The organism is Njordella aestuarii (assembly GCF_056494165.1).
This window is the reverse complement of sequence record NZ_CM151397.1, coordinates 6,401,255-6,420,854: the sequence shown is the minus strand read 5'-3', so window position 1 is coordinate 6,420,854 and position 19,600 is coordinate 6,401,255. Positions and strand designations below refer to the sequence as shown.

At 51.3% G+C, this 19,600-nt stretch carries 15 protein-coding genes; 8 read left to right on the top strand and 7 right to left on the bottom strand.

The window, feature by feature from the left end:
* Nucleotides 1-35 precede the first annotated feature (35 nt).
* The 6 genes from SH451x_RS25050 to SH451x_RS25025 form a co-directional block, all read right to left on the bottom strand.
* Nucleotides 36-473: a hypothetical protein gene (locus tag SH451x_RS25050; protein WP_479360040.1), complete on the bottom strand. Its 438-nt coding sequence runs from the start codon at nt 471-473 to the stop codon at nt 36-38.
* A 175-nt stretch (nt 474-648) separates the two neighbouring features.
* Nucleotides 649-2,355, bottom strand: a complete 1,707-nt coding sequence (locus SH451x_RS25045) for an RNA polymerase sigma factor (protein WP_479360039.1) — start codon at nt 2,353-2,355, stop codon at nt 649-651.
* A gap of 219 nt (nt 2,356-2,574) precedes the next feature.
* Complete coding sequence (locus tag SH451x_RS25040) at nt 2,575-4,083, bottom strand: glucuronyl esterase domain-containing protein (RefSeq protein ID WP_479360038.1); 1,509 nt, start codon at nt 4,081-4,083, stop codon at nt 2,575-2,577.
* A 307-nt stretch (nt 4,084-4,390) separates the two neighbouring features.
* Complete coding sequence (locus SH451x_RS25035) at nt 4,391-5,440, bottom strand: hypothetical protein (RefSeq protein WP_479360037.1); 1,050 nt, start codon at nt 5,438-5,440, stop codon at nt 4,391-4,393.
* A 265-nt stretch (nt 5,441-5,705) separates the two neighbouring features.
* Entirely contained in the window at nt 5,706-6,899 is a 1,194-nt protein-coding gene (locus SH451x_RS25030; RefSeq protein WP_479360036.1) for a S1 family peptidase, read from the bottom strand.
* Nucleotides 6,900-7,129: 230 nt separating this feature from the next.
* A complete protein-coding gene (locus tag SH451x_RS25025) occupies nt 7,130-8,083 on the bottom strand; it encodes a type III secretion system chaperone family protein (protein WP_479360035.1) in 954 nt (317 codons plus the stop codon).
* A 553-nt stretch (nt 8,084-8,636) separates the two neighbouring features.
* On the opposite strand from SH451x_RS25025, the gene SH451x_RS25020 reads away from it, so the two are divergent.
* Together SH451x_RS25020 and SH451x_RS25015 are read left to right on the top strand one after the other, a co-directional pair.
* Entirely contained in the window at nt 8,637-9,062 is a 426-nt protein-coding gene (locus SH451x_RS25020) for a hypothetical protein (protein ID WP_479360034.1), read from the top strand.
* A 139-nt stretch (nt 9,063-9,201) separates the two neighbouring features.
* On the top strand, nt 9,202-10,059 hold the full coding sequence (locus tag SH451x_RS25015) for a hypothetical protein (RefSeq protein ID WP_479360033.1): 858 nt from the start codon (nt 9,202-9,204) through the stop codon (nt 10,057-10,059).
* 122 nt (nt 10,060-10,181) lie between these two features.
* On the opposite strand, the gene SH451x_RS25010 is transcribed toward SH451x_RS25015, so the two are convergent.
* Nucleotides 10,182-12,425: a serine/threonine-protein kinase gene (locus tag SH451x_RS25010; RefSeq protein WP_479360032.1), complete on the bottom strand. Its 2,244-nt coding sequence runs from the start codon at nt 12,423-12,425 to the stop codon at nt 10,182-10,184.
* A 114-nt stretch (nt 12,426-12,539) separates the two neighbouring features.
* Here SH451x_RS25010 and SH451x_RS25005 point away from each other — a divergent pair, with 114 nt between their 5' ends.
* The 6 genes from SH451x_RS25005 (at nt 12,540) to SH451x_RS24980 (ending at nt 19,577) form a co-directional block, all read left to right on the top strand.
* Nucleotides 12,540-13,160 carry an RNA polymerase sigma factor gene (locus SH451x_RS25005; protein ID WP_479360031.1) on the top strand — a complete coding sequence of 207 codons (621 nt, stop codon included), beginning with the start codon at nt 12,540-12,542 and terminating at the stop codon, nt 13,158-13,160.
* A gap of 197 nt (nt 13,161-13,357) precedes the next feature.
* Complete coding sequence (locus SH451x_RS25000; RefSeq protein WP_479360030.1) at nt 13,358-14,650, top strand: calcium-binding protein; 1,293 nt, start codon at nt 13,358-13,360, stop codon at nt 14,648-14,650.
* A 332-nt stretch (nt 14,651-14,982) separates the two neighbouring features.
* Nucleotides 14,983-16,314, top strand: a complete 1,332-nt coding sequence (locus tag SH451x_RS24995) for an efflux RND transporter periplasmic adaptor subunit (RefSeq protein WP_479360029.1) — start codon at nt 14,983-14,985, stop codon at nt 16,312-16,314.
* A 165-nt stretch (nt 16,315-16,479) separates the two neighbouring features.
* Complete coding sequence (locus SH451x_RS24990) at nt 16,480-17,223, top strand: ABC transporter ATP-binding protein (RefSeq protein ID WP_479360028.1); 744 nt, start codon at nt 16,480-16,482, stop codon at nt 17,221-17,223.
* Nucleotides 17,220-18,383: an ABC transporter permease gene (locus SH451x_RS24985; protein WP_479360027.1), complete on the top strand. Its 1,164-nt coding sequence runs from the start codon at nt 17,220-17,222 to the stop codon at nt 18,381-18,383. The genes SH451x_RS24990 and SH451x_RS24985 overlap by 4 nt, the downstream gene beginning before the upstream one ends.
* A gap of 36 nt (nt 18,384-18,419) precedes the next feature.
* Nucleotides 18,420-19,577, top strand: coding sequence for an ABC transporter permease (locus SH451x_RS24980; RefSeq protein ID WP_479360026.1), 1,158 nt, complete (start codon nt 18,420-18,422; stop codon nt 19,575-19,577).
* The last annotated feature ends 23 nt before the right edge of the window (nt 19,578-19,600 follow it).

The following is a 19,600-nucleotide window of genomic DNA, read 5'->3' as shown; positions in this document are numbered from 1 at the left end:
CGCCATCGACATTATGAATGAGTCTAGTTGACGCTTCAAAGTCGTGCGAAAGAATCTCGGACCCCAGGTCTTCTTAGCACGAGGATGCCCCAGACTCCGAACGGTATCGCCAGTACGTAACATGGTCCAATCAGTGGGACCAGCGCCAGTATGCATACTGTCATGGCCCACATGTAGGACCCTTGTCGCACCATGCTGAACGCCCCCGTGATGAGCAGCAAGCTGTAAAGCATCGTAATGCCGTAATACAGACAATAAACTAACGTTACTTCGATGACGGCAGGGTCTACATCGGGATCAATTGACTGGCTGTAAATGAATGCAAAGTAAAACAGCCCTCCAATGATGTGGAGGATCGAAGTGACCAAAATACCAATAGCAGCAGGCAACAACTGACGACGCGGTGCGGTAGCTGCTTTGCCGATGTCAGGCGTTTCGGAGGTAGGAGCGTAGGGCGAAGTATGCGAATTCATTTTTCGTAACAATCATGCACCGAGACTTCCGTGTAAATATGGAGAGGCGTAACCCGTGCCGGAATCGATGTCTCGGTCGTATTCTGAGTATATCGTAGAGTCAGTAACAAGTTAATGCGTATTAGCGTTGCGTTATCAAGCTACCAAATAAACTCTTACTTCAATGCGGTTTCGGTTAAAACATGCCGCCCGCGCCACCCATGCCAGGCTGGCCTTGAAGGGGTCGATTCGAATTTGGTGGCACTTGCTGCAGGTTGCTTTTATTCACTTGTGAGACTCTCGAAAGCATCTTTTCGATCTCCAAATGGCTTTGCTCTGAACACTTAGCGACTAATAGCGAACCGATCATCGTTAAGTTGGCTTCGCTAGTATCCCAGTGGTCGCTGATCGAGCTCTGTATCGCTGCGATAAGGCTCTCGGCATTACTCATGTTGGGAAGAACGAATGAGAGGTCATAGTATCGAACCGGAAGTCGTTCGATTGACGACTCTTCGGTGGTGATCTCGATCGATGATTCATGGACGATATATGTCAGTCCCCTAAACAATAGGCGGCGTAGTGCCTCACGGACCGGCATTGCTCCTCGTACCACGACGGGCTCATCAAAAGTAAAGTCTGTATCGATTATCGACGCCTCGTTTAGTTCGATGGGAACTTCGAGAAACTGGGATATCTCCTCGAGTGCAGAGCGAAGTGGTACATTGTTATAATCAGCTTCGATCGTATTCTTTAGTGACGATCGTATGTTCTCGGCTGCTTCCAGTTGCTTTCGGCCAGACGAAAGCCATTCAGGTTGATCATCTTCGGGCTGGACAAAATCGCTATTGTCCGGAGTTCCAAATGGATCGTCTGCGAGCGCTATATTTTCATTGGAGTTCAATGGTGTCGACGCATTCGGCGCGGCAAGTTTTAGTGGAGGCGTTTGATTTTCCGATTTGGGTGCGGCGTCACCGTCCGGATTGGATGAAACAACCAGCACCGGCGATTTGCCAGCTCCCGTTGCCTGTGACCAAACGGTGAGTGGCATAATCAGCGTGAGCACGCTTACCGCAGCAATCGATATGTAAGCAATCTTGAAGGGTGTGGAACTGAGCATCGTTTTCTCCAGGTTTACAAGTTGTTGGAAATGAGTATCAAGATGGAATTGTTCGGGAATGTTTGCGTCTGAATTAACGAATTTCTCCAGGAGATGTTCGCACCATAATGGAACTTCAGTCGCTTGGACGTACTTTTGAGTCCAAAGAGCGCCCGCGAGCCCGACAGAAAGACTGACTCCGCGCCGCGCTAATCGATCTCGCAAGATGCGTCGTCCGCGTCTTATTCTGCCTTCGACAGCGGATAGGCTCAGTTGCATTCGCTCTGCCACAACATGCATGGGATAGCCGAGATAGTAGTGTTCGATAAGTGGCTCACGTAATCGGTTGGGCAAAACGTTCAGTTCTCTATCAAGCATTTCAAGTTCGAGATCGTGGACAATCGTATGGAAAGGATTGTCTTCGCCGGGCGGGTCGGTTTGCATGTTCTGTTCTCGCGACTGCACGCGTGAGTTAAGCTTTCGCAAACGAGAGGCTGTACGAAAAGTGACACCGTGTAGCCAGGCTGCTAGCGATCGTCTTTTACGAATCGCACCGGCACGGTGAATTAGAATCAAGAAGACAGCTTGAAATGCGTCTTCTGCGAGTTGCCGATCTGAAATCATTGACCTGCAGAGACTAGCCACCATTGGGGAATATCTGCGGACGATTTCTGCCAATGCCCGTTGGTCCTGCGCATTGCAGTATCCATCAAGCAATTCGATATCTTCTTGGTGTCGATACTGGTTTTCTTTGTCGGCCAGTGCGGTAAGCGCAACGAGCGGATGGGTTGAAGGAGGCGTTGTCATCGTTTCATTGTAGTGCACCAAATTGACGAGCTCCGGCGCGAAAATTTGAAACTATTTGAAAAACAGATGCTGCTGCCCCTTTGCTGATCGAGCAAACTTGATCATCCAAAAATCCCACTAAGATCGCCGATCTGCTCAGCGATCGAAAACGGATAAGCGACCAGGAGATAGGTAGTCGCGGTCGATGTCGCTTCAAGATTCGTCTACGTGCCTACTCACTCATTCGGTCTTGTTACGTTCGGCAAATCGAGCGTTGGCCCAGCGGACGAAATGAACCATGTTGGGCGCATCGGTATGTCCACCGTCGTGTTGCCGCCATGCAAGATCTCCATCGAGCATATCCACATTCACGTCGGGCATCTTTTCCGAATTATAGTCGTCGGTGCGCCCGAGGTCTTTAGCGCCCAACAATCGAAACGCTGGTTGAGCAGCGACGGCCGCCATAAAACTTCCTTGTTGATCGAGCCACTTTGCGTCACCTTGTTCGGGAATGCCGTAGCTGACAAAGGTCAGACGCGGTGCGCATAGGGCGAGCAATTGGTGCGCGTCGACTGGCAGGTCGCTTGCATTCTTGCTGCCGAAAGAGGATTCTGCTGTACCATACTTCAGGAAATTGCCAGCCATCCAATGATATTCACCTGAGCCTGTCAAGTTCTCGACGGCTTCGCCAAAGTTTCGGCGGTACAGGCTGGCGCCGCCTTCGCCTGACGAGCCGATCAAGACCATGGCGAATCGCTGATCAAACGCCATCGTAACTAATGCCGCTTTGCCATAGCGCGAGACGCCTTCGATGCCAACCTTGGTCTTGTCGACAGCCGGCTCCGTTTCTAAATAGTCCAGTCCGCGCGATGCACCCCAGCCCCAGGCTCTTAGCGATCCCCAGTCATCTGGTTTACGCGGCTGACCAAGATTCGTTAGTCCGATAATACCGCGTGTTAAGCCAGCCCCCACAGGAGTCGCATTAGCGTTTGCGTTTGGCCGACCGAATCCACCGGAACGAAATCCGCCTGCATCGTCTTGAATCGAACTTGGATTGATCTTTGCAAAGCCCCAGCCGCCTGAAATTAGATCGCCTTCACGGCTTGGTCCTTGTGGTCGGGTGCTGTTCGCGTTGCCGGCCGGAGCTCGGTTGCGCATCCAAGCAGGCGGAGGATCAAACGCGGTTGATCCAAAAAGCATCAACACTGGTACTGGTCCGGGTGCATTTTTCGGCACGGTGAGGGACATTGAAATGTTCACCTCGATCTCCGGGCACGCAGAATTATCGACAACGCCGACGATGTGTTTTTCAATTACGTCAACTTCGCCAACAACGCCATCGCGAGTTTCGCGAACTTCCCAGCGCACGTTTGGAACATTTTCTGGAATCCGGCCGACGACTTCGCGTTCAAATGCTTCTACAATTTCCGGGCGTCGCTGTTTCCACCATTGCTCAGGCGTAGTAACTTGCTCTCCATTTTCCAGCTTCATCAACTCGGGAAGATTGGGGAAGGGATTCGCAAGGGCTTCGTCAGTGTTAGCGTGATTTGGATCTTGTTCATTACCGCTGGGACCCGGTCGGAGCTTTACAATACCTAGTTGTTTCATCATGTTCTGATGGTCTTCTTGCAGAGTGAAGATAACGGGCTCTGCCTTTGAGTTGGCATCTTGTGCATGTGTTGGTGCTTGGTTTATGCCGTAAGTGATAGCTGCGAACATTGCCGCTGGAACGAACAATCGTTTCGTCATCGAGAACACCTCTTGTAGTCGCATATGTGTTGAGAGAGGAGCAAGAACCAGGAATTGAATTTCCCTTCCGGAGCCAGCGAAGATCCGCCTTTGCGTTGGTTCGTTGCCAGCAACGTTTCAATTTAACGGTTCATGCGCGTCACCGGTTGCGATGCAGGCCTTCGTGTAGAAAGTTTTTACCAAAATTCGGGCGCTAGACGTTTACCTGGTCGCAGGTCAAGGTTCGGCTGGCAATCATTCAACGAAAAACCCCTGCCATGAGTGGGGCAGGGGTTTAATTGATTCAATATTTGATTCGTCTACGGGACTATTGGTTGCGAGCGAAAGATAGTCCGCTGTTGGTTGCACCGTCAAGCTTGAAGACGGAATTGGTACCTTCGTCGCTCCATGAACCCGACATCTGTTGTAGATCGTTCGATCGAACCAGCGTCAGTCGGCCGTCTTCTAGACGGTATTGACCTTCGAAGGTGCTGGATTGTCCATCTTTGGAAGCGTTCCAGCTAAAGCTGTTGTCGGAATTCAGCGTCAACGCAATGGATTGATTTCCAGGTAGTGCGACGGTCCAAAGTCCGACATGTGTTGCTTCGGATTGGAACGCAGCTGTCGTAAAGTCTGGAATCGCGAACTCTTGTTGAGCTGCAACTTCTGTTTGCGGTGCACTCTCGATCGAAGCAAGCAGTTCCAAAGCGGAGGTTCCTAGCTGGCCGCCGCTGGAAGGTGCAACCGATGCCATCGAGTTCTGCTGTGTCGGGCGTGCTTGCTGAGCGACTTGAGCGTTCTGTGCTTGAGCGTTCTGTGCTTGAGCGTTTTGGGTGCGAGCGTTGGGTTGCTGCTGATTTGCAAATTGTTGGTTCTGAAATTGTTGTCCTTGAACTTGTTGGTTTTGGAATTGTTGATTTGCAGTATTGGGGCGAGTTGGATTTTGTTGTGGTTGACCGGCGAACTGTTGAGGTTGGTTTTGGAACGGATCGTTTTGGAATTGTTGTGGTGCACCATTTTGTGCAAAGCCGCCTTGTTGCATGTTGCTCGTCTGAGGTATCTGAGAAACCTGTTGTTGTGGCAGTTGTTGGGTTGGATATTGTTGCGGGTAGGCTGGCTGAGCATATTGAGGGTGCTGAGCAAACTGTGGTTGCGGCGCGTAGTGAGCTGGATTATTAGCGTAAACAGGATTGCTGTGGGCGACGCGAGGAGCTTGATAGTTGATCGATGGTTGGCGATGAGCGATGTGGCTGACCACGGCGCGACCGATGCTAGCACGACCGCCACCACCGCCACAGCCACCTGCGACGACAGGGTTTACCGAAGAGAGGACGATTGCACTGGTGAGGCAGGCAAGTGTTTTGATGCGAGTATTCATAGTCTTGGTTTCCTTGAAACTGGTCTTTATGGTTGTCTTGTGTGCGGCTTCCTCAAGAAAGCTCGTCCTGATACCAAGCCAAGCGAAACAAAAAGCAAAACGTTACAACAAAAATGGAAAACGTCTCACTTGATCAAGAAAAGTACGGCGAGTCTTCTGGCCAGTCTTTTGGTTGAGACGGGCCTAGAGACCCGTCCTACGACTGGAAACGAAAATGCAGCCGCACGGTTGGGCGGCTGCAGGGATCTGGTGGCTTTCGTGGAACTTATTTCGCTAGCCAGGATGCTAATGTTTCCGTGGCGGACTTTTGGTCCTTCTTAGGCGCCAGTTCGTCGCTCATCGCTTTCGCAATCTTTGCAACGTATTCGATCGAGCTTTTTACCGCTTCGTCCGGAGCCGTTGCGTCTAACTTGCAGACATAGATGACCATGTATTCGCCCGTCGAATTCTTTTCCACAGCCCATGAACCAAGCTTGGTGGCTGCACTTTGGCGAAGCAAACGCATCATCAGCTCCGTAGATGGCTCATCTTTGCCGACCGATACCAAGGACCAGATCTTGCGAACGTCTGCTCGTTGGAAATATTCGGTTTCTTTGGATACGAACACCGTTTGCGTTTTGTCACCAGCGAGCTTTTGCTCGACTTGATAGTGGCCTGTGGCGTTAGAAGTGTGCTCGATTCCAGCGTCCTCCAACAGCTTTTTACTTGGCAATGGAGCCTGTTTCCACGCACTATCCAGCAGAGCCCGAACTTCGCTCAACTCGACACAGTAGCTGACCAGCGGGCTTTGCGGCGAGAACGACTGGGCGATGCCGATCAGTTTTCCTTCTGCGTTCACGACAGGCCCACCGCTGTCACCTGGTTTGATTGGGCTTTGGATTTCCACAACGCGGAAGTCATGATCGCCGTGGTCGGATTTGAATTTCTTGTCATAAACCGATCGAACTGTGCCGGAAGTGTAAACCCATAACACATCGCTGCCACCTGGGTTTCCAATTACATGAACGCTTGAGCCTGGCTTCGCACTAGCGTCGGCCATTTCGATGGCGGTTACGCCAGTTGGAATTGCAGGAAGTTGGATCAGGGCTAAATCGCGACGACGATCAACCGAGACGACTTTTCCAGGTTGAGCGAGCTTTACGACATTATCGAGGTAGTGCTGGCGTTTGACTTGGACGTCGCCATCTTTGATATCTGCAAAGAACACCACTGCGGAACGGCTGTCACCGACGACGTGGGCATTCGTTAGCACAATTCGTTTTTCGGCATCGACCAAGACGCCCGTGCCGGTTGAAGTTTCGCTATCAGCGTCGCTGGTGATGATCCAGACTGTTGAGCCGACGGTGCGAGTGTAATTCTCCGAATCAGCGTTGGCGACCGACGTTACAGACTGAACGACGACTGCGGCACACAATCCAAAAAAAGTACGGTACAAGCTATTTTTTAGTAATGAAAACATGGGTTCACCTCGTTTGGCAGACGACCGCTTCTGCAAGCGATCTGGGTTAAATTGGTTCTGAGATAGTTAGCGGAAGAGATCCGAGAGTGTTACAACCAAAGCTGGCGTTTTGTTGTAAAGCGGCTTCAAAGCACGGCATTGATTGAGCGGAAATCGACGAATGCCGACTTCAGCTGCGAAATCGCTGGTCGGCATCGGAATCAATTGAGGAGCATTATTGCCAGCGTGTTTTACTGAGCTTTCGAGAAATCGATAGCGAGCTTTGCTTTGCCCTGGTTGTCAACGATTATCAGTTGAAACTTGGTGGCAGAACTCTGCGTAAAAGTACAGTTCAAAGTGACTTTATCGTCGCCTGCGAGTGTGATTTTATTGCTAGCCATTGTCACTTTGCCTTTGGAAACGCTCGATTTTCCCGCTTTGACAGTCACGAGCTGAAACTTAGAGTCCTGAGTGATCTGGATGGCGATCGATTCACCGGTTTTGAGCGAACTACCCCAGTTGCCTACCAATGAAAACGCTGGCGCGGTCACCGGTTTTTGGGTGGTAGTAACGGGTTTCGTCGTCGGTGTCGTAGCAGTGGCTGTCGTTGCAGCGGTTGGCGTTTTCGTTGTCGCGCTTGGCTTGAGGCTAGACCAGAGATCCGAATTCTTCTCGGCAAATGCAGCGAGTTTTGTCATATTCGCCTTCAATTGCTTGGCCGAAATGCCGCGATTCTCAAACGACGACCGAAGTTGCAGCAGCTTGGTCTGTGCGTTATAGGCAAAAATGCCACCACCGACGGGATCGTTCTGAGAAAGCAATTTCAGAAGTATTTCGGTATTGATGCCAGACGCATCGGGGATTTCGATCAAGGACATTTCGCAGACGATCCTATCCAGTTCGATTTGGACTTCCAAGGTCGTGGGCAGTTTCCAGCCAGCATGATCAACTTGGATGGTGACTTTGTCTCCAGCCTCTTTTGGTGCGTATCCCGCGGCTTTCATTGCGAGCATGAGCGTCGAAGTGCCGGTAATCCTTTCCAGCGTGGAACCGTCGCTCAGCGAAGCTACGCTTTGGGTCAGTGAAGCGTTTCCTTCGAACACCGATTCCATCGCGACTTCCGAGAACAAGTTTTCTTCGGCGTGGAGCCCAGCAAGGTTCCAAGGGCTCGTAACGAGTGCTGCAAGGATGAATAGGTTTCTCATGATAATTCTGAACCGGTGAATGTTTGGGTTGCTCAGCCGACGAACCGACGTTCGGTGGCTTTAATTACCAAGCGAGCTGCCAGGCAAAATGTTACCGACCTTTCAGAAAACTAGGCACAGCGGCTCAGTTATTACTCTGCATCAAGATCGTATGTAAGCCGTTTGTGTCGAGTGTTTACTGCCAGCCGAGGAAATCGCTGCAAAGGTTACCTAATAAGGGCCACTTCGAGCGAACAGATCATCGTTCAACTGGGGCGAGCCGAATCATGACGCAAGGACAGAGGCCAGTCAGGCTGTTTACGCGTCTGCTTCAACCCAGGTGAGCTCGGTCGGGTTGTGGGATGTTAAGGCCGCTACTTGGTTTGTTGCTCTATATATATAAGGAGCTGCCGAGTTCTCTGTTTTGAACTGCGACACGATTTAAAAGATTTCTCGTAACACTTCGACATCGTCTTCGCTTGGTTAGTTGTAGAGATAACCAACGGAGACGACGAGAAAGGGCTGACTCGCGAATCCGAATTTTTTAATCTGCCCAGATATGAGGAACACTAAGATGTCCAAGAGATTATTTTTCGCAGCGTTGCCAGTTTTGATGTTCGCTTCGTCCGCTATGGCAGACGACAGCATGCTATCGATGATCGCTAATCTTGACGGAGCCAAAGACAGTGCTGCACTGGTTGCTGATGAAGACAAGCTAGGCCAAGCCGATGTCGACGCTCTGCTGGGCGACGATCAACAAGACAGCGAAGAAGCAGTTGCAGCTTGCTTCCGTCGCTACGGCGGACACAGCCATGGTAGCTACGGCCATCGCAGCTACGGCTACAGCTCGTACTCGTACTGCCAACCTTACCACTACTCGTACCACAACTACTGTGCTCCAACGTACAGCTACTGTGCACCAGTAACTTACTCGTATGTTACTCCTGTAACGTACTCCTGCTACAGCCCTTGCTACACCAGCTACTGGGGTTGCTGGTAACTAGCAGATCATCAGTAGTATCGGCTTCGATGCTACCAAATCTGAATAGCTCGGTAACCATCGTTCAGGTTACCGGGCTTTTTTTGTACCGCTAAAGAATACCGTTTTATCTTCGTTCAAAAATCAAAGGGACCATTTCATGAAAAGCTACATTCTCCATCCGTGCGCACTCGCTGCCAGCATCATGTTGTGCTTCGCAGCAAACGCTCAAGCACAATACTCGATAAACTTGCAACTTTGCGGCGGCAACAACTGCTGCAGTCATGTGATTCGGCTAATTGCCCAACATGGCGTTAACAACAGCTTTGATCGCGGCGGCGCAAGTTGCCTTTTAAACAACAGTCTTCCCGGTCCAATGATGGTACCAGTCGAAGAGCTAGGCGATCTGCAGATTCTGCAAGTTAGCCAACTGGCCCCCGAATCGCCGGACTGCGGGCCGAAGTTTTCTGTGATGATTATGAACCAAAGCTGCCGTAAGGTTTGCAACTTCCACATCTCTGCCGTGGCTGTCTTCGGACGGATATGTCCAGACTCGCCGAGCGTGACTGTGGCTATTGAACAAATCAATCCAGGTGAAGCATTGGAAGTCTGCTTGCAATTGCCTTTGGAAGCTTATGCGATGGGCAACCGCAACGGAGAAATTCTAGGCTTCCAAAAACTGATTGTCGCCATCGACAGCTATGATGAATTCGTTGAGACCGACGAAGCCAACAATATCAAAGCGTTCGATGCGGCAGCGATTGCAATTGTCGCGACTACGATTGAGCAACCGGTACTCAATATTGAAGGGAGTTCGCCGCAGACGAATCAGCAGTTGCAAGGCCAAGCTCCTGCTCCAGTGCAACAACCTATTCGGCAAGGGGGCGAAGTGTCTGTTGATGCGGTTGATCTGGAACAGCCAACGCCAGATTCGTTGCGTTCCGCGATCCAGCAGCTTGGTTCACTTCAGCCTGAACAAACAGTTGCAGCGCAGGGATTTCAGCAACCTGCGTTTTAGCTCAGTTCCTGGATCTGCGAATATCGTGTAACACTGCTGGCTTGTCCAGCAGTGTTGTTGCAAGATGCGAATCCGAATTCAATTACCCATTCCGCCTGAACACGGTGCGTCTCAAGAATAAGCTACTTGTCGCCAGGCAGGACTTGGTCTTTGCTCGACAAGACTTCACTCATACGAGACCACGCTTTGACAATCTCGCGACGAACAAACGTAGATGCCAAGAGTCCGATCACACCAGCCCCGATGGCTCCCAACGTAAACGCTCGAGACGAACTTTGATGTGAGATTAGAAGAGCTGCACCTAACAAGGGAATGAGTGCAGCAATAAGGAGATACGCTTCACAGTGACGCATGATCCGCTGATGCCGCGCATCAAAGCGAGAGTCTTGCATCGTCCCGCTAATGAAGCACGGATAGTAAATCCAAGTCGATGCTATCGCCATGCCGAAGAATGGATAGATCATAGCTACGCCGCCGCAAATCAGAGACGAAATGAAGAGGTGAATTGCTTGAGTAAGCGAGAGTTCGGGGAACATGATCTTCAAGGCCGCTGGTATCACCAATCCGCCCAAGAGCCACAGGGCACCGCCGACCAACGCTGCCTTATGTCCTTGTCGCAGCGAATCGTCGACATCGTTCGGAGAAGCGCTGCGACCTTGTTGGACAGCTTGTACGGCGCGGATACTGCTCAGCGAAAACCAGACGATGATCGCAGCACCAAAAGGGAAGAAGGAAAGGTTTACGAACCAGCTCAAGTGCTCCAAACCATCTCGCATTTCTGGCGTCATCACCTGGTGATAGTTGTATTGGTAGTTGAGCAATCCACCGGCAATATTCGGAGTCAATATGATCAAGGTCGCAACCAACCAAGGCGAAAGCGCAAGAATCTTGAGGCGAAAAGAGTCGCTTTTGAGATCGAAGATGCTGGCTGCTTCCGGGTGTAAAGCCAGACGCAAGCGGCCAGCCATTTCCGCACCACTGATTGGGCGATCGGCAGGATTTGGCGACAAGGTTGCTCGAAGAAGTTTTTCAAGAACACGTTCGCCCGCTCCGCCGCGCCGTCGCGGTTCAAGGAAGGGAGACTCGCGAGCAACCAATTGATCGGCAACCGCATCGCTCCATGAAGACGCTGAAGGAGGCGTTGCGAAAGGGCGGTGCCCCTGCCACAATTCCCATAACAAGACAGCGAGCGAGTAAAGGTCGGCGGACTCCGATACATGCTCAGTCACAACCAAGTTCCGCGAACTGATCGCGCGCAAGTGTTCGGGCGACATGTAGCCAATCGAACCGCCGAACGTTGCCGCAGCGCCAGCTCGACCGGCAGCACCCGCGAAACTAACATTAAAGTCCGCAAGCTTGGGAATGCCTTCCGCGGAAAGAAGGACATTGGCTGGTTTGACATCGCGATGCAACACACCATGGCTATGCGCATCATGAAGAGCACTTGCTAGTTGCGTTCCTATCCAGGCAACGATCGCCGACCAATCGGTCGCCGCGATCCATTTGCGTGAGCGCGATGACTCGGGAACGCTTTGTGATGTTTCCAATAGGTGGCGATCGATGCTGTCTAAGAGAATCTTACCAGTTGGGTTCGCTTCGCTTTTTCGAACCGATTTCGCAACATCAGCCAGCGTGCCGCCTGCGTGAAACTGCATGTACATCAAGTGAATCTGTTGGTCGACCAAAGAGCGTTGGTCATAGACTCGTACGATGTTAGTATGATCGAACTGCGCGAGCGATTGCGATTCGTCTACCGTGCCTCGCGAAATCTTGAGCGCAACCAATCGTTGCATTGAAATCTGTTGAGCGAGATAGACAGTAGCAAAGGCGCCTTTTCCCAACTGTTGCAGCAGGCGAAAATCGTCGATGAGTGTTTGGCAAGGTAGGTCGGGTGGGGGGCGAATGCTTTGGCCAGCCGAAGTCGCTTCCGATTCTTGGTGCAGGTGAGGCAACATCGATTCGAACTGCGGGAATCGTTGCCGATATTCTTCTTGCGACGGATTCTCGCCAAGTTCCTTCCGCAGCTGAATCTCTTCCATTACCAAATCTAGCGGCACGGATTCATTCGGCAGAATGTCGGCGAAGCCTTCCGTGTAGAACTCGATGTTGCGAAACTGCCCCTGTTCGGCAAGCGTCGCCATGTCAATCTTAATGAGCTCGATCAAGATGAAACGTTGCGTTTGGCTGTCGACGGCAGGAAGCAACGCAGCTAGTTGGGCCGGACTTATGATGGGGCCGATTTCGAGCATGCGGTCGAGGCACGCGGTCAGCAATTGGTCGAAATCCGCTTGATCAGGCGACGAACCGAAGTGTGCGTCTGCTGCCGCTTTGTTCGCTTCGATTTGTTTGGCCGTCTCGGGGGACATGAATCGTCAATTAAACTGAGCTAAAGGCAGTTTCGGTTTTTTCTCCGGAATCGTCATGCTATAGTGAATGCCAGACCGCTGCCAGCTATGCTCCCACCCAGGTTGTAAATTATCATGCTTGCCCCTGAAGAAGATCAGTTGCTTAAGAAGATCATGGAGCGGGATGCAGAAGCGCTTGCTTCGTTCATCGAGCAGAACCGAGTTTCCTTGATTGGCTTTATCCGCTCGATCAGTGCTGCACGCCTGTTAAGTATGGTCGAGCTGGACGACATTCTGCAGGATGTGGCGACGACGGCAATTCAAGGGCTGCCCACAGCGCCGCTTGATCAATACACTCCGCTGCAATGGTTACAGCAGGTTGCGCGGCGTCGAGTTGTCGATGCGCATCGCTTCCACTTTGATGCTCAACGTCGCGACGCCGGGCGACAACAATCGATTCATGGCTCCGGCAGCGGCGATTCTTCCGAGATGGGACTGGAGCAGTTATTGGCTGCGAGTATGACTTCTCCTAGCGCTGCGATGAGCCAAGACATACGGCTAAGCCGGATGCAGCAAGCGATCGAGGAGCTATCTGACGAACAGAAAAACGCCGTTCGGATGAGGTACGTAGAAGGTTTGCCGACGAAGCAAATTGCGGAAAAGTTGGGCAAGACCGACGTTGCGATTCGGGTGCTGCTCTCTCGCAGCATGCGGCAGCTTGAACAGCTTTTGGCCGATGTAAAGCCGACGCGTTGATTTTAGAAGTCATTTGATGCAGCGACATTCTGGCCAATTTCTCTGGCTTTTCGCTGCATTTCGCGTCCTAGGGATTTTCTTTGTAACAGTTTCTGACCGTCGCCGCTTAGATAGTCGAGAACGCTCTGGCTGCCTTGTGGGATGTCCTGCTAGCCAACGAAGTCGCACTCAGGCCAATCCAATAACTAGAACAAATCATGAAAGCCCAAAAAAACAGCCGCAAGCCAAGCACCGATTACCGAGGACGACTTAAGAAGACAATCTCTTTTGAAACGCTGGAAGACCGCCGATTGATGGCCGTCGATGCGTTCTTGGATAAAGCCAGCGGAGTGCTTTATCTGGAAGGTTCCGATGCGACTCGAGATATCGTCGATGTACGTGTCAATACAAAAGGCACTCCATCGGTAGCAGATGATCGCCTCGTTTGGAGCTTGAAGTGGGCCAGCAGCCAGGAATCCGGCAGATTGTTGGGCGTTGCACGCTTATCGGAAGTGAAGTCGATCGTTTTCAATGGCTATGCAGGAAACGATCGCTTCGACAATCAAACCTCGATTCCATCCGAAGCCGACGGTGGTGCAGGAAACGATATTCTGCTTGCTGGTTTCGGAAACGATACCGTTTACGGAGGCGACGGACACGACTACATCGATGGACGTACCGGAAACGATACGCTCTATGGCGGGTCGGGCAATGACCTAATTTTCGGCGATAAGGGCAATGACTATCTTTACGGCGGGATCGGCCACGATGTGATGTTCGGCGGCGCCGGAACTGACTACCTATTCGGCGAACATGGGCACGACTTGCTGGATGGTGGAGCTGGAATTGAAGGTCAGATGAGCAGCGGCGCAGGAATTGATACATTCATCGACGATACTAACAGCTTCCCTAAAAACGATATGAGCGCCATCGATAAGTGGTCGACGCAGCACCCGGCCGCAGGGATGTTTGACTACAACGTTGCAGACGACTTGGCACGCTCTACCAGCCGACTGAATGCGTATCTAAGTCTTCGCAACCCAGCGCCGACGCCAGCGCCGACGCCAACACCGACACCAACACCAACACCGACACCAGTTTCATTGAACAGCAGCGTGCTGGCGTATGCACAAAGCGTCCTTGGCCAAAAGGTTGGCGATGGCGGTTGTACTCGGTTGGTAGAAACAGCGTTGGAATTGGTCGGAGCAAAACCGGGTTCGAACTTCAATTCACCAGGCTACTACGTATGGGGACGTTTGTTGGGACCAAGTGATCCAATGCTGGGTGGTGACATCATTCAGTTCGCTCCGGGAACTCGATTTGAGACACCAAACTCTTCGCTTTGGATGGATTCCTACTTCGGACACGCTGGGATCATCGAATCGGTCAACGGCACTGTCATTACGATGTTGAACCAAAACATGGCAGGCAGCCCTGTGATTCGCACAACATTGGATCTAGCGACCATCAAAGCAGGTTCCTTTGCCGTGTATCGCGCAGTTCCTAAATAGGTCATGCGAAGGTCATCAGCGCGAAACTTTAAAATACGACCGCAATTATTGCGATCGTATTTTCAATTGCGTCGCAATAAAAGACTTTGCAATAGTTGCAACCTTCGAGCGAATAGATGCTTATAGGGCCATCTCCGTTGGGAAATGGCCATCGTAGAGAGTTTTTGCGATGTTAGGGTGCGTCGGAAAAACTTTAGCGACTGTACCTTCTGGTGGGCCGATTCCGTCGGTTCGAAGGTCAGTTTTTCTAATTGATGATTGTGTCGTGGCGACGTCTGGTTCAAAATGAGTTCGAGAAAATTCCGACGATTCGCCAGTAGGTAAGTTCAACTATGACCACAATCGCACCGCGAAAACCCAGTTCGACCTCTGAAGAACCGCTGAACTCGAGTCGTGATGCTTTGGCGTCGCTTCGCATTCAAAGACCTGAGGCGCCCCCGGCTCGTAGATCTCGCGGGAAATGGCTCGTAGGTATTGTCTTGTTATTGTTGGCTAGCGGAGGCTATTTCGGCTATCAATATGCTCAGTCGAGTGGCACGATGTTGGGAAGTAGCGGAGGAACTGCTTGGATGCCTGACATCATGCAGAATCGCGTCGAGGTGAGACTGTCGTCTGTAACCGTGCAGCAGGGAAGGTCGGCGGATGCCGTTGTTGTGGCGACTGGTTATCTTGAATCGAGACGCCAAGCTCGCATAGGGGCAAGAGCGGCCGGTCGAATTGACATTATAACTTTTGAAGAAGGGGACAAAGTTAAACAAGGTGATGTCTTGGCCGAAATGGACCACAAAGATCTCGACGCATCGCTCGCTGCTTCAGCGGCTTCGCTAGAGCGATCCAAAGCTGCGCTAGCAGAGCAAGAGATCTTGATCGAACAAGCAAAGGTCGATCTCGATCGAAACCAACAACTCTGGAAGTCCAAAAATCTAGCAGAATCGGACTACGACTTATCGCGTTTTAGTTACCAAAGTGCACTCGCAAGGAAACAGTCACTGAAAGCGGATGTTCTTTTAGCTGAGGCGCAGTTGAGCCAAGCGGAGCAGATTAAAGAGAACATGTTCATCAGAGCTCCATTTGATGGCACAGTCATTTTGAAAGACGCCGAGGTCGGCGAATCAATTATGCCTGGCGGTATGGGAGGTAACTCCGGCCGCGGCTCAGTGGCGACAATTGCTGATCTAGAAAGTTTGCAGATTGAATGCGACGTTCAAGAGGACTTCATCTCTCGCGTTTCCGAAGGCCAAGAAGCAGACATCGCCGTCGATGCAGTGCAAAACAAGAAGTATCACGGGAGAGTGCGAAAGATCATCCCCATGGGCGATCGAGCTCGTGCTACAATCAAAGTTCAAGTGGAGATAACGGATGCCGATTCTTTGCTGTTCCCCGAAATGGCAGGGACTGTCTATTTCCTTCCCACGGAAAAAGAGCTGGAAGTCAACGACCAGCCCCGGATGTTTTGCACCAGCAGCGCCGTGGCTACGGATGATCAAGGAAATCAGTTTGTTTGGGTTGTTGATGACGCGAAACGAGCGAAAAAGATTGCTGTTTCGGCGGGGGGGGATCGTGACGGGCGAATTGAGATTGTTAAAGGGTTATCCGGAAAAGAGCGAGTAATCGTGAATCCAGAGGGGCTTAAAGAAGGAGTTCCGGTCACTGTTGCTGACTAATGAGGGGATTGGCCTGGGATCATTTTTCGCGAATCAATTGTAGCGGTAGGGCGCGAGCCGTCCGGTTCTGTGACACCGGACGGCTTGCGCCGTTCCGCTGCCGCTAAGGTTTCAATTCGGTTAGAATACTTCAGAGTTATTCATACTCGTAACGAGAGTCGCTTTATGTCTGCAGTTAGTAGTGCGTCTAATCCAGTCGTTCTGGTTGAGAACGTAAGCAAGTCTTACCGTCGAAATGAAATTGTCGTTCCTGTTCTATCCGACATGAATTTACGATTGAATGTAGGCGATTACACAGCGTTGATGGGGCCCTCTGGCTCAGGCAAGTCGACGTTGTTGAATTTGATCGCTGGGTTGGACAAACCTAGTTCTGGCCATGTTTATGTTTGCGGCCAAGATTTAGGTGCAAGCTCGCAAAGTGAGCTTTCCAAGTGGCGAGCGCGGCACGTCGGGTTTATTTTTCAGATGTATAACCTGATACCGGTCCTGACAGCTTACGAGAACGTTGAGCTGCCTTTGACTCTTACACATCTGAGTCGAAAACAACGCGATGCGCAGGTGCGAACTGCTTTGGAAGTTGTCGGCCTTGCTGACCGCATGGACCACTACCCCCGCCAGCTGTCCGGCGGCCAGGAGCAGCGAGTCTCTATCGCCCGCGCTATCGCAACGGATCCTACCTTAATCGTCGCCGACGAACCTACAGGCGACCTTGATAAGAAATCTGGAACTGAGATTCTCGACTTGATGAGTCGGTTGAATGAAGAGTTTCAGAAAACAATCATCATGGTTACTCACGATCCTCGTGCCGCTTCCAGAGCCAAACGAACACTCCATTTGCTCGACGGCAGACTAGTCGCCGATTCCGATATTGCTCCCGTTGATCACGCCGTTATCGAGCAGGCATCATGAAACTTCTGATATATATCTGGCGAAACGTTACTCGCAACAAAATGCGATCGGGCATGACCATTATGTCGGTCGGATTTAGCTTAGCGCTGATGACTATTTTGTATGGCTATTTGGCGATGCAAAAGGCTTCTGAACGCGAAGCCGACAAGCACGATCGAGTCGTCGTTTTAAACAAGCTTGGCTTCGCTTCTCCGCTACCGATCGCTGTTGTTGATCGCATCAACAAGCTTGATGGCGTAGTTGCTGCCACACCTTTCCAATGGTTTGGGGGCAGCTACAAAAGCGAGCAGAATGTTTTTGCGCAGTTTGGCGTCGAACCAAAAGTAGTATTTGACGTTTTTGACGAGTACAAGATTTCGGACGATCAGGTTCAGGCCTTTAAGCAAGACCGTCGCGGTTGTGTCGCCGATAAACTGTTGGTTGAACAGATGGGTTGGACGCTTGGCGAGCGAGTGCCGTTAGAAGGTACGATTTACCCGATGAACTTGGATCTGAATCTGGTTGGGATTTTCGAGGCTCCAACGAACACTGGTTCGATATTTTACAACTGGAATTACTTAGATGAAGAACTGAAGAAGGCGGGCGATGGCTTCTCTGGTAACGCAGGGTCTATCTATGCGAAATGCAAAGTTTCCGGCGAAGTCGCCTTAGTGAGCGAAGAGATTGACGCAAAGTTTGCAAACTCAGAGAACGCAACACGAACGCGCACCGAAGCAGCGTTCCAGCGAATGTTTGCCGACATGCTAGGCGACGTTCAAGCTTACATCCAATACATCTCCATCGCAGTGGTCTTTGCGTTGGCTCTCGTTGCCGCAACCGCGATGGCGATGTCGATGCGTGAACGCACGACTGAAATTGCTGTTTTGAAAGCGATTGGTTTCTCGAAGTTTCGAGTGCTATCGCTCGTTCTGGGTGAAGCAACGTTGATCGCTCTGCTCGGAGGCATCATCGGGATATGCGGCGGGTTGCTTGCACTGCAAGGTTTTTCCAGCGTTCCAATCGCTGCCCAGCTATTCCCAGTTCCAGTTTCACAGTTGATAGGTGCTTGGTTAGCAGGCCTCATTGCCGTTGCTGCGGTGATCGGCTTTGTTAGTGGTTTGGTGCCGGCGATACTGGCTGCACAATTGTCCGTTGTCAATGGATTGCGTCGTGTCGTCTAGCTTGTCAAATTGCTGCTTTACTAAGATTATAAGAATATGATTCCACTCAAGTACAACTTGCGAAGCATGCGAGTGCGATGGGCTACGACTTTACTGACTATCGTAGCAATCGGTGTAGTAGTTTTTGCATCAGTCCTCACTTTCGGAATGGTTGACGGCATCGAGCATGCGCTGAGTGCCTCGGGGGATCCTAATGATTTGATCATTATGCGAAAGGGCTCCAACGACGAGATGTCGAGTACCTTAACACCCACAAATGCTCGAGAGCTTGGCAATCTTGAAGGGATCGCCAAGGGCCCTAGTGGGCTGCAACTTGCGTCACGCGAGTTCGTGACGATCGCTTTGAAGCCACGACGTAACGATGGTGGGACTGCGAATGTGATAGTTCGGGGATTGGATGAGGTGGGGCGACAGCTTCGGCCCGATTTTAAAATTGTCGAAGGACGCGATCTCAAGCCTGGCGTGAACGAAGTCATCACGAGTCGGGCGATAGCCAAGCGTTTCGAGAATCTGGAGATTGGCGAGCTGTTCGATATCAATAACGTCAATTTTACAGTTGTCGGCTACTTCGAAGCAGGAGGGAGTTCCGCCGAGTCGGAGGTTTGGGCCGATCTACGCGATTTGACTTCAGCACAACGATTTGACGGAGCTGTTTCCGTCGTCAACCTTCGGACCGAAAACAAAGATTCGATGCAAGCCATCATTGATCGAGTTGAAGGCGACGATCAATTTAAGTTGAAAGCAATGAGTGAAGAGGAGTACTACGAATCTCAAAAGTCGTCGGCGCTCGCGATCAAAGTCGTGGCTTACATCATTGCTGCTTTTCTAACGGTGGGCGCAATGTTCGCAGCAGCAAACACGATGTATGCCGCCGTTGCAAGTCGAGGCCGGGAGATTGGCACATTGCGTGCTCTCGGATTTCCCCGTCGGGCCGTGATGTTTTCATTTCTCTCGGAAGCATTGGTGTTATGTTTGATTGGTGGGCTTTTAGGATGTGCGGCAACGCTCCCGCTCAACGGCTTGTCAGGCGGAACCTCCGTCTCCTTTAGCGAGATCACATTCGCATTCCGCTTCGGACCGTACGTACTGCTTCAAGGGATGCTTCTGGCGTTGGCAATGGGCTTAATTGGCGGGATATTTCCAGCGATTCGAGCAATTCGGCTGCAAATCGCCGACGCTTTCCGTCAGAGATAACTTAACCGCCGCTCCAATGCGAA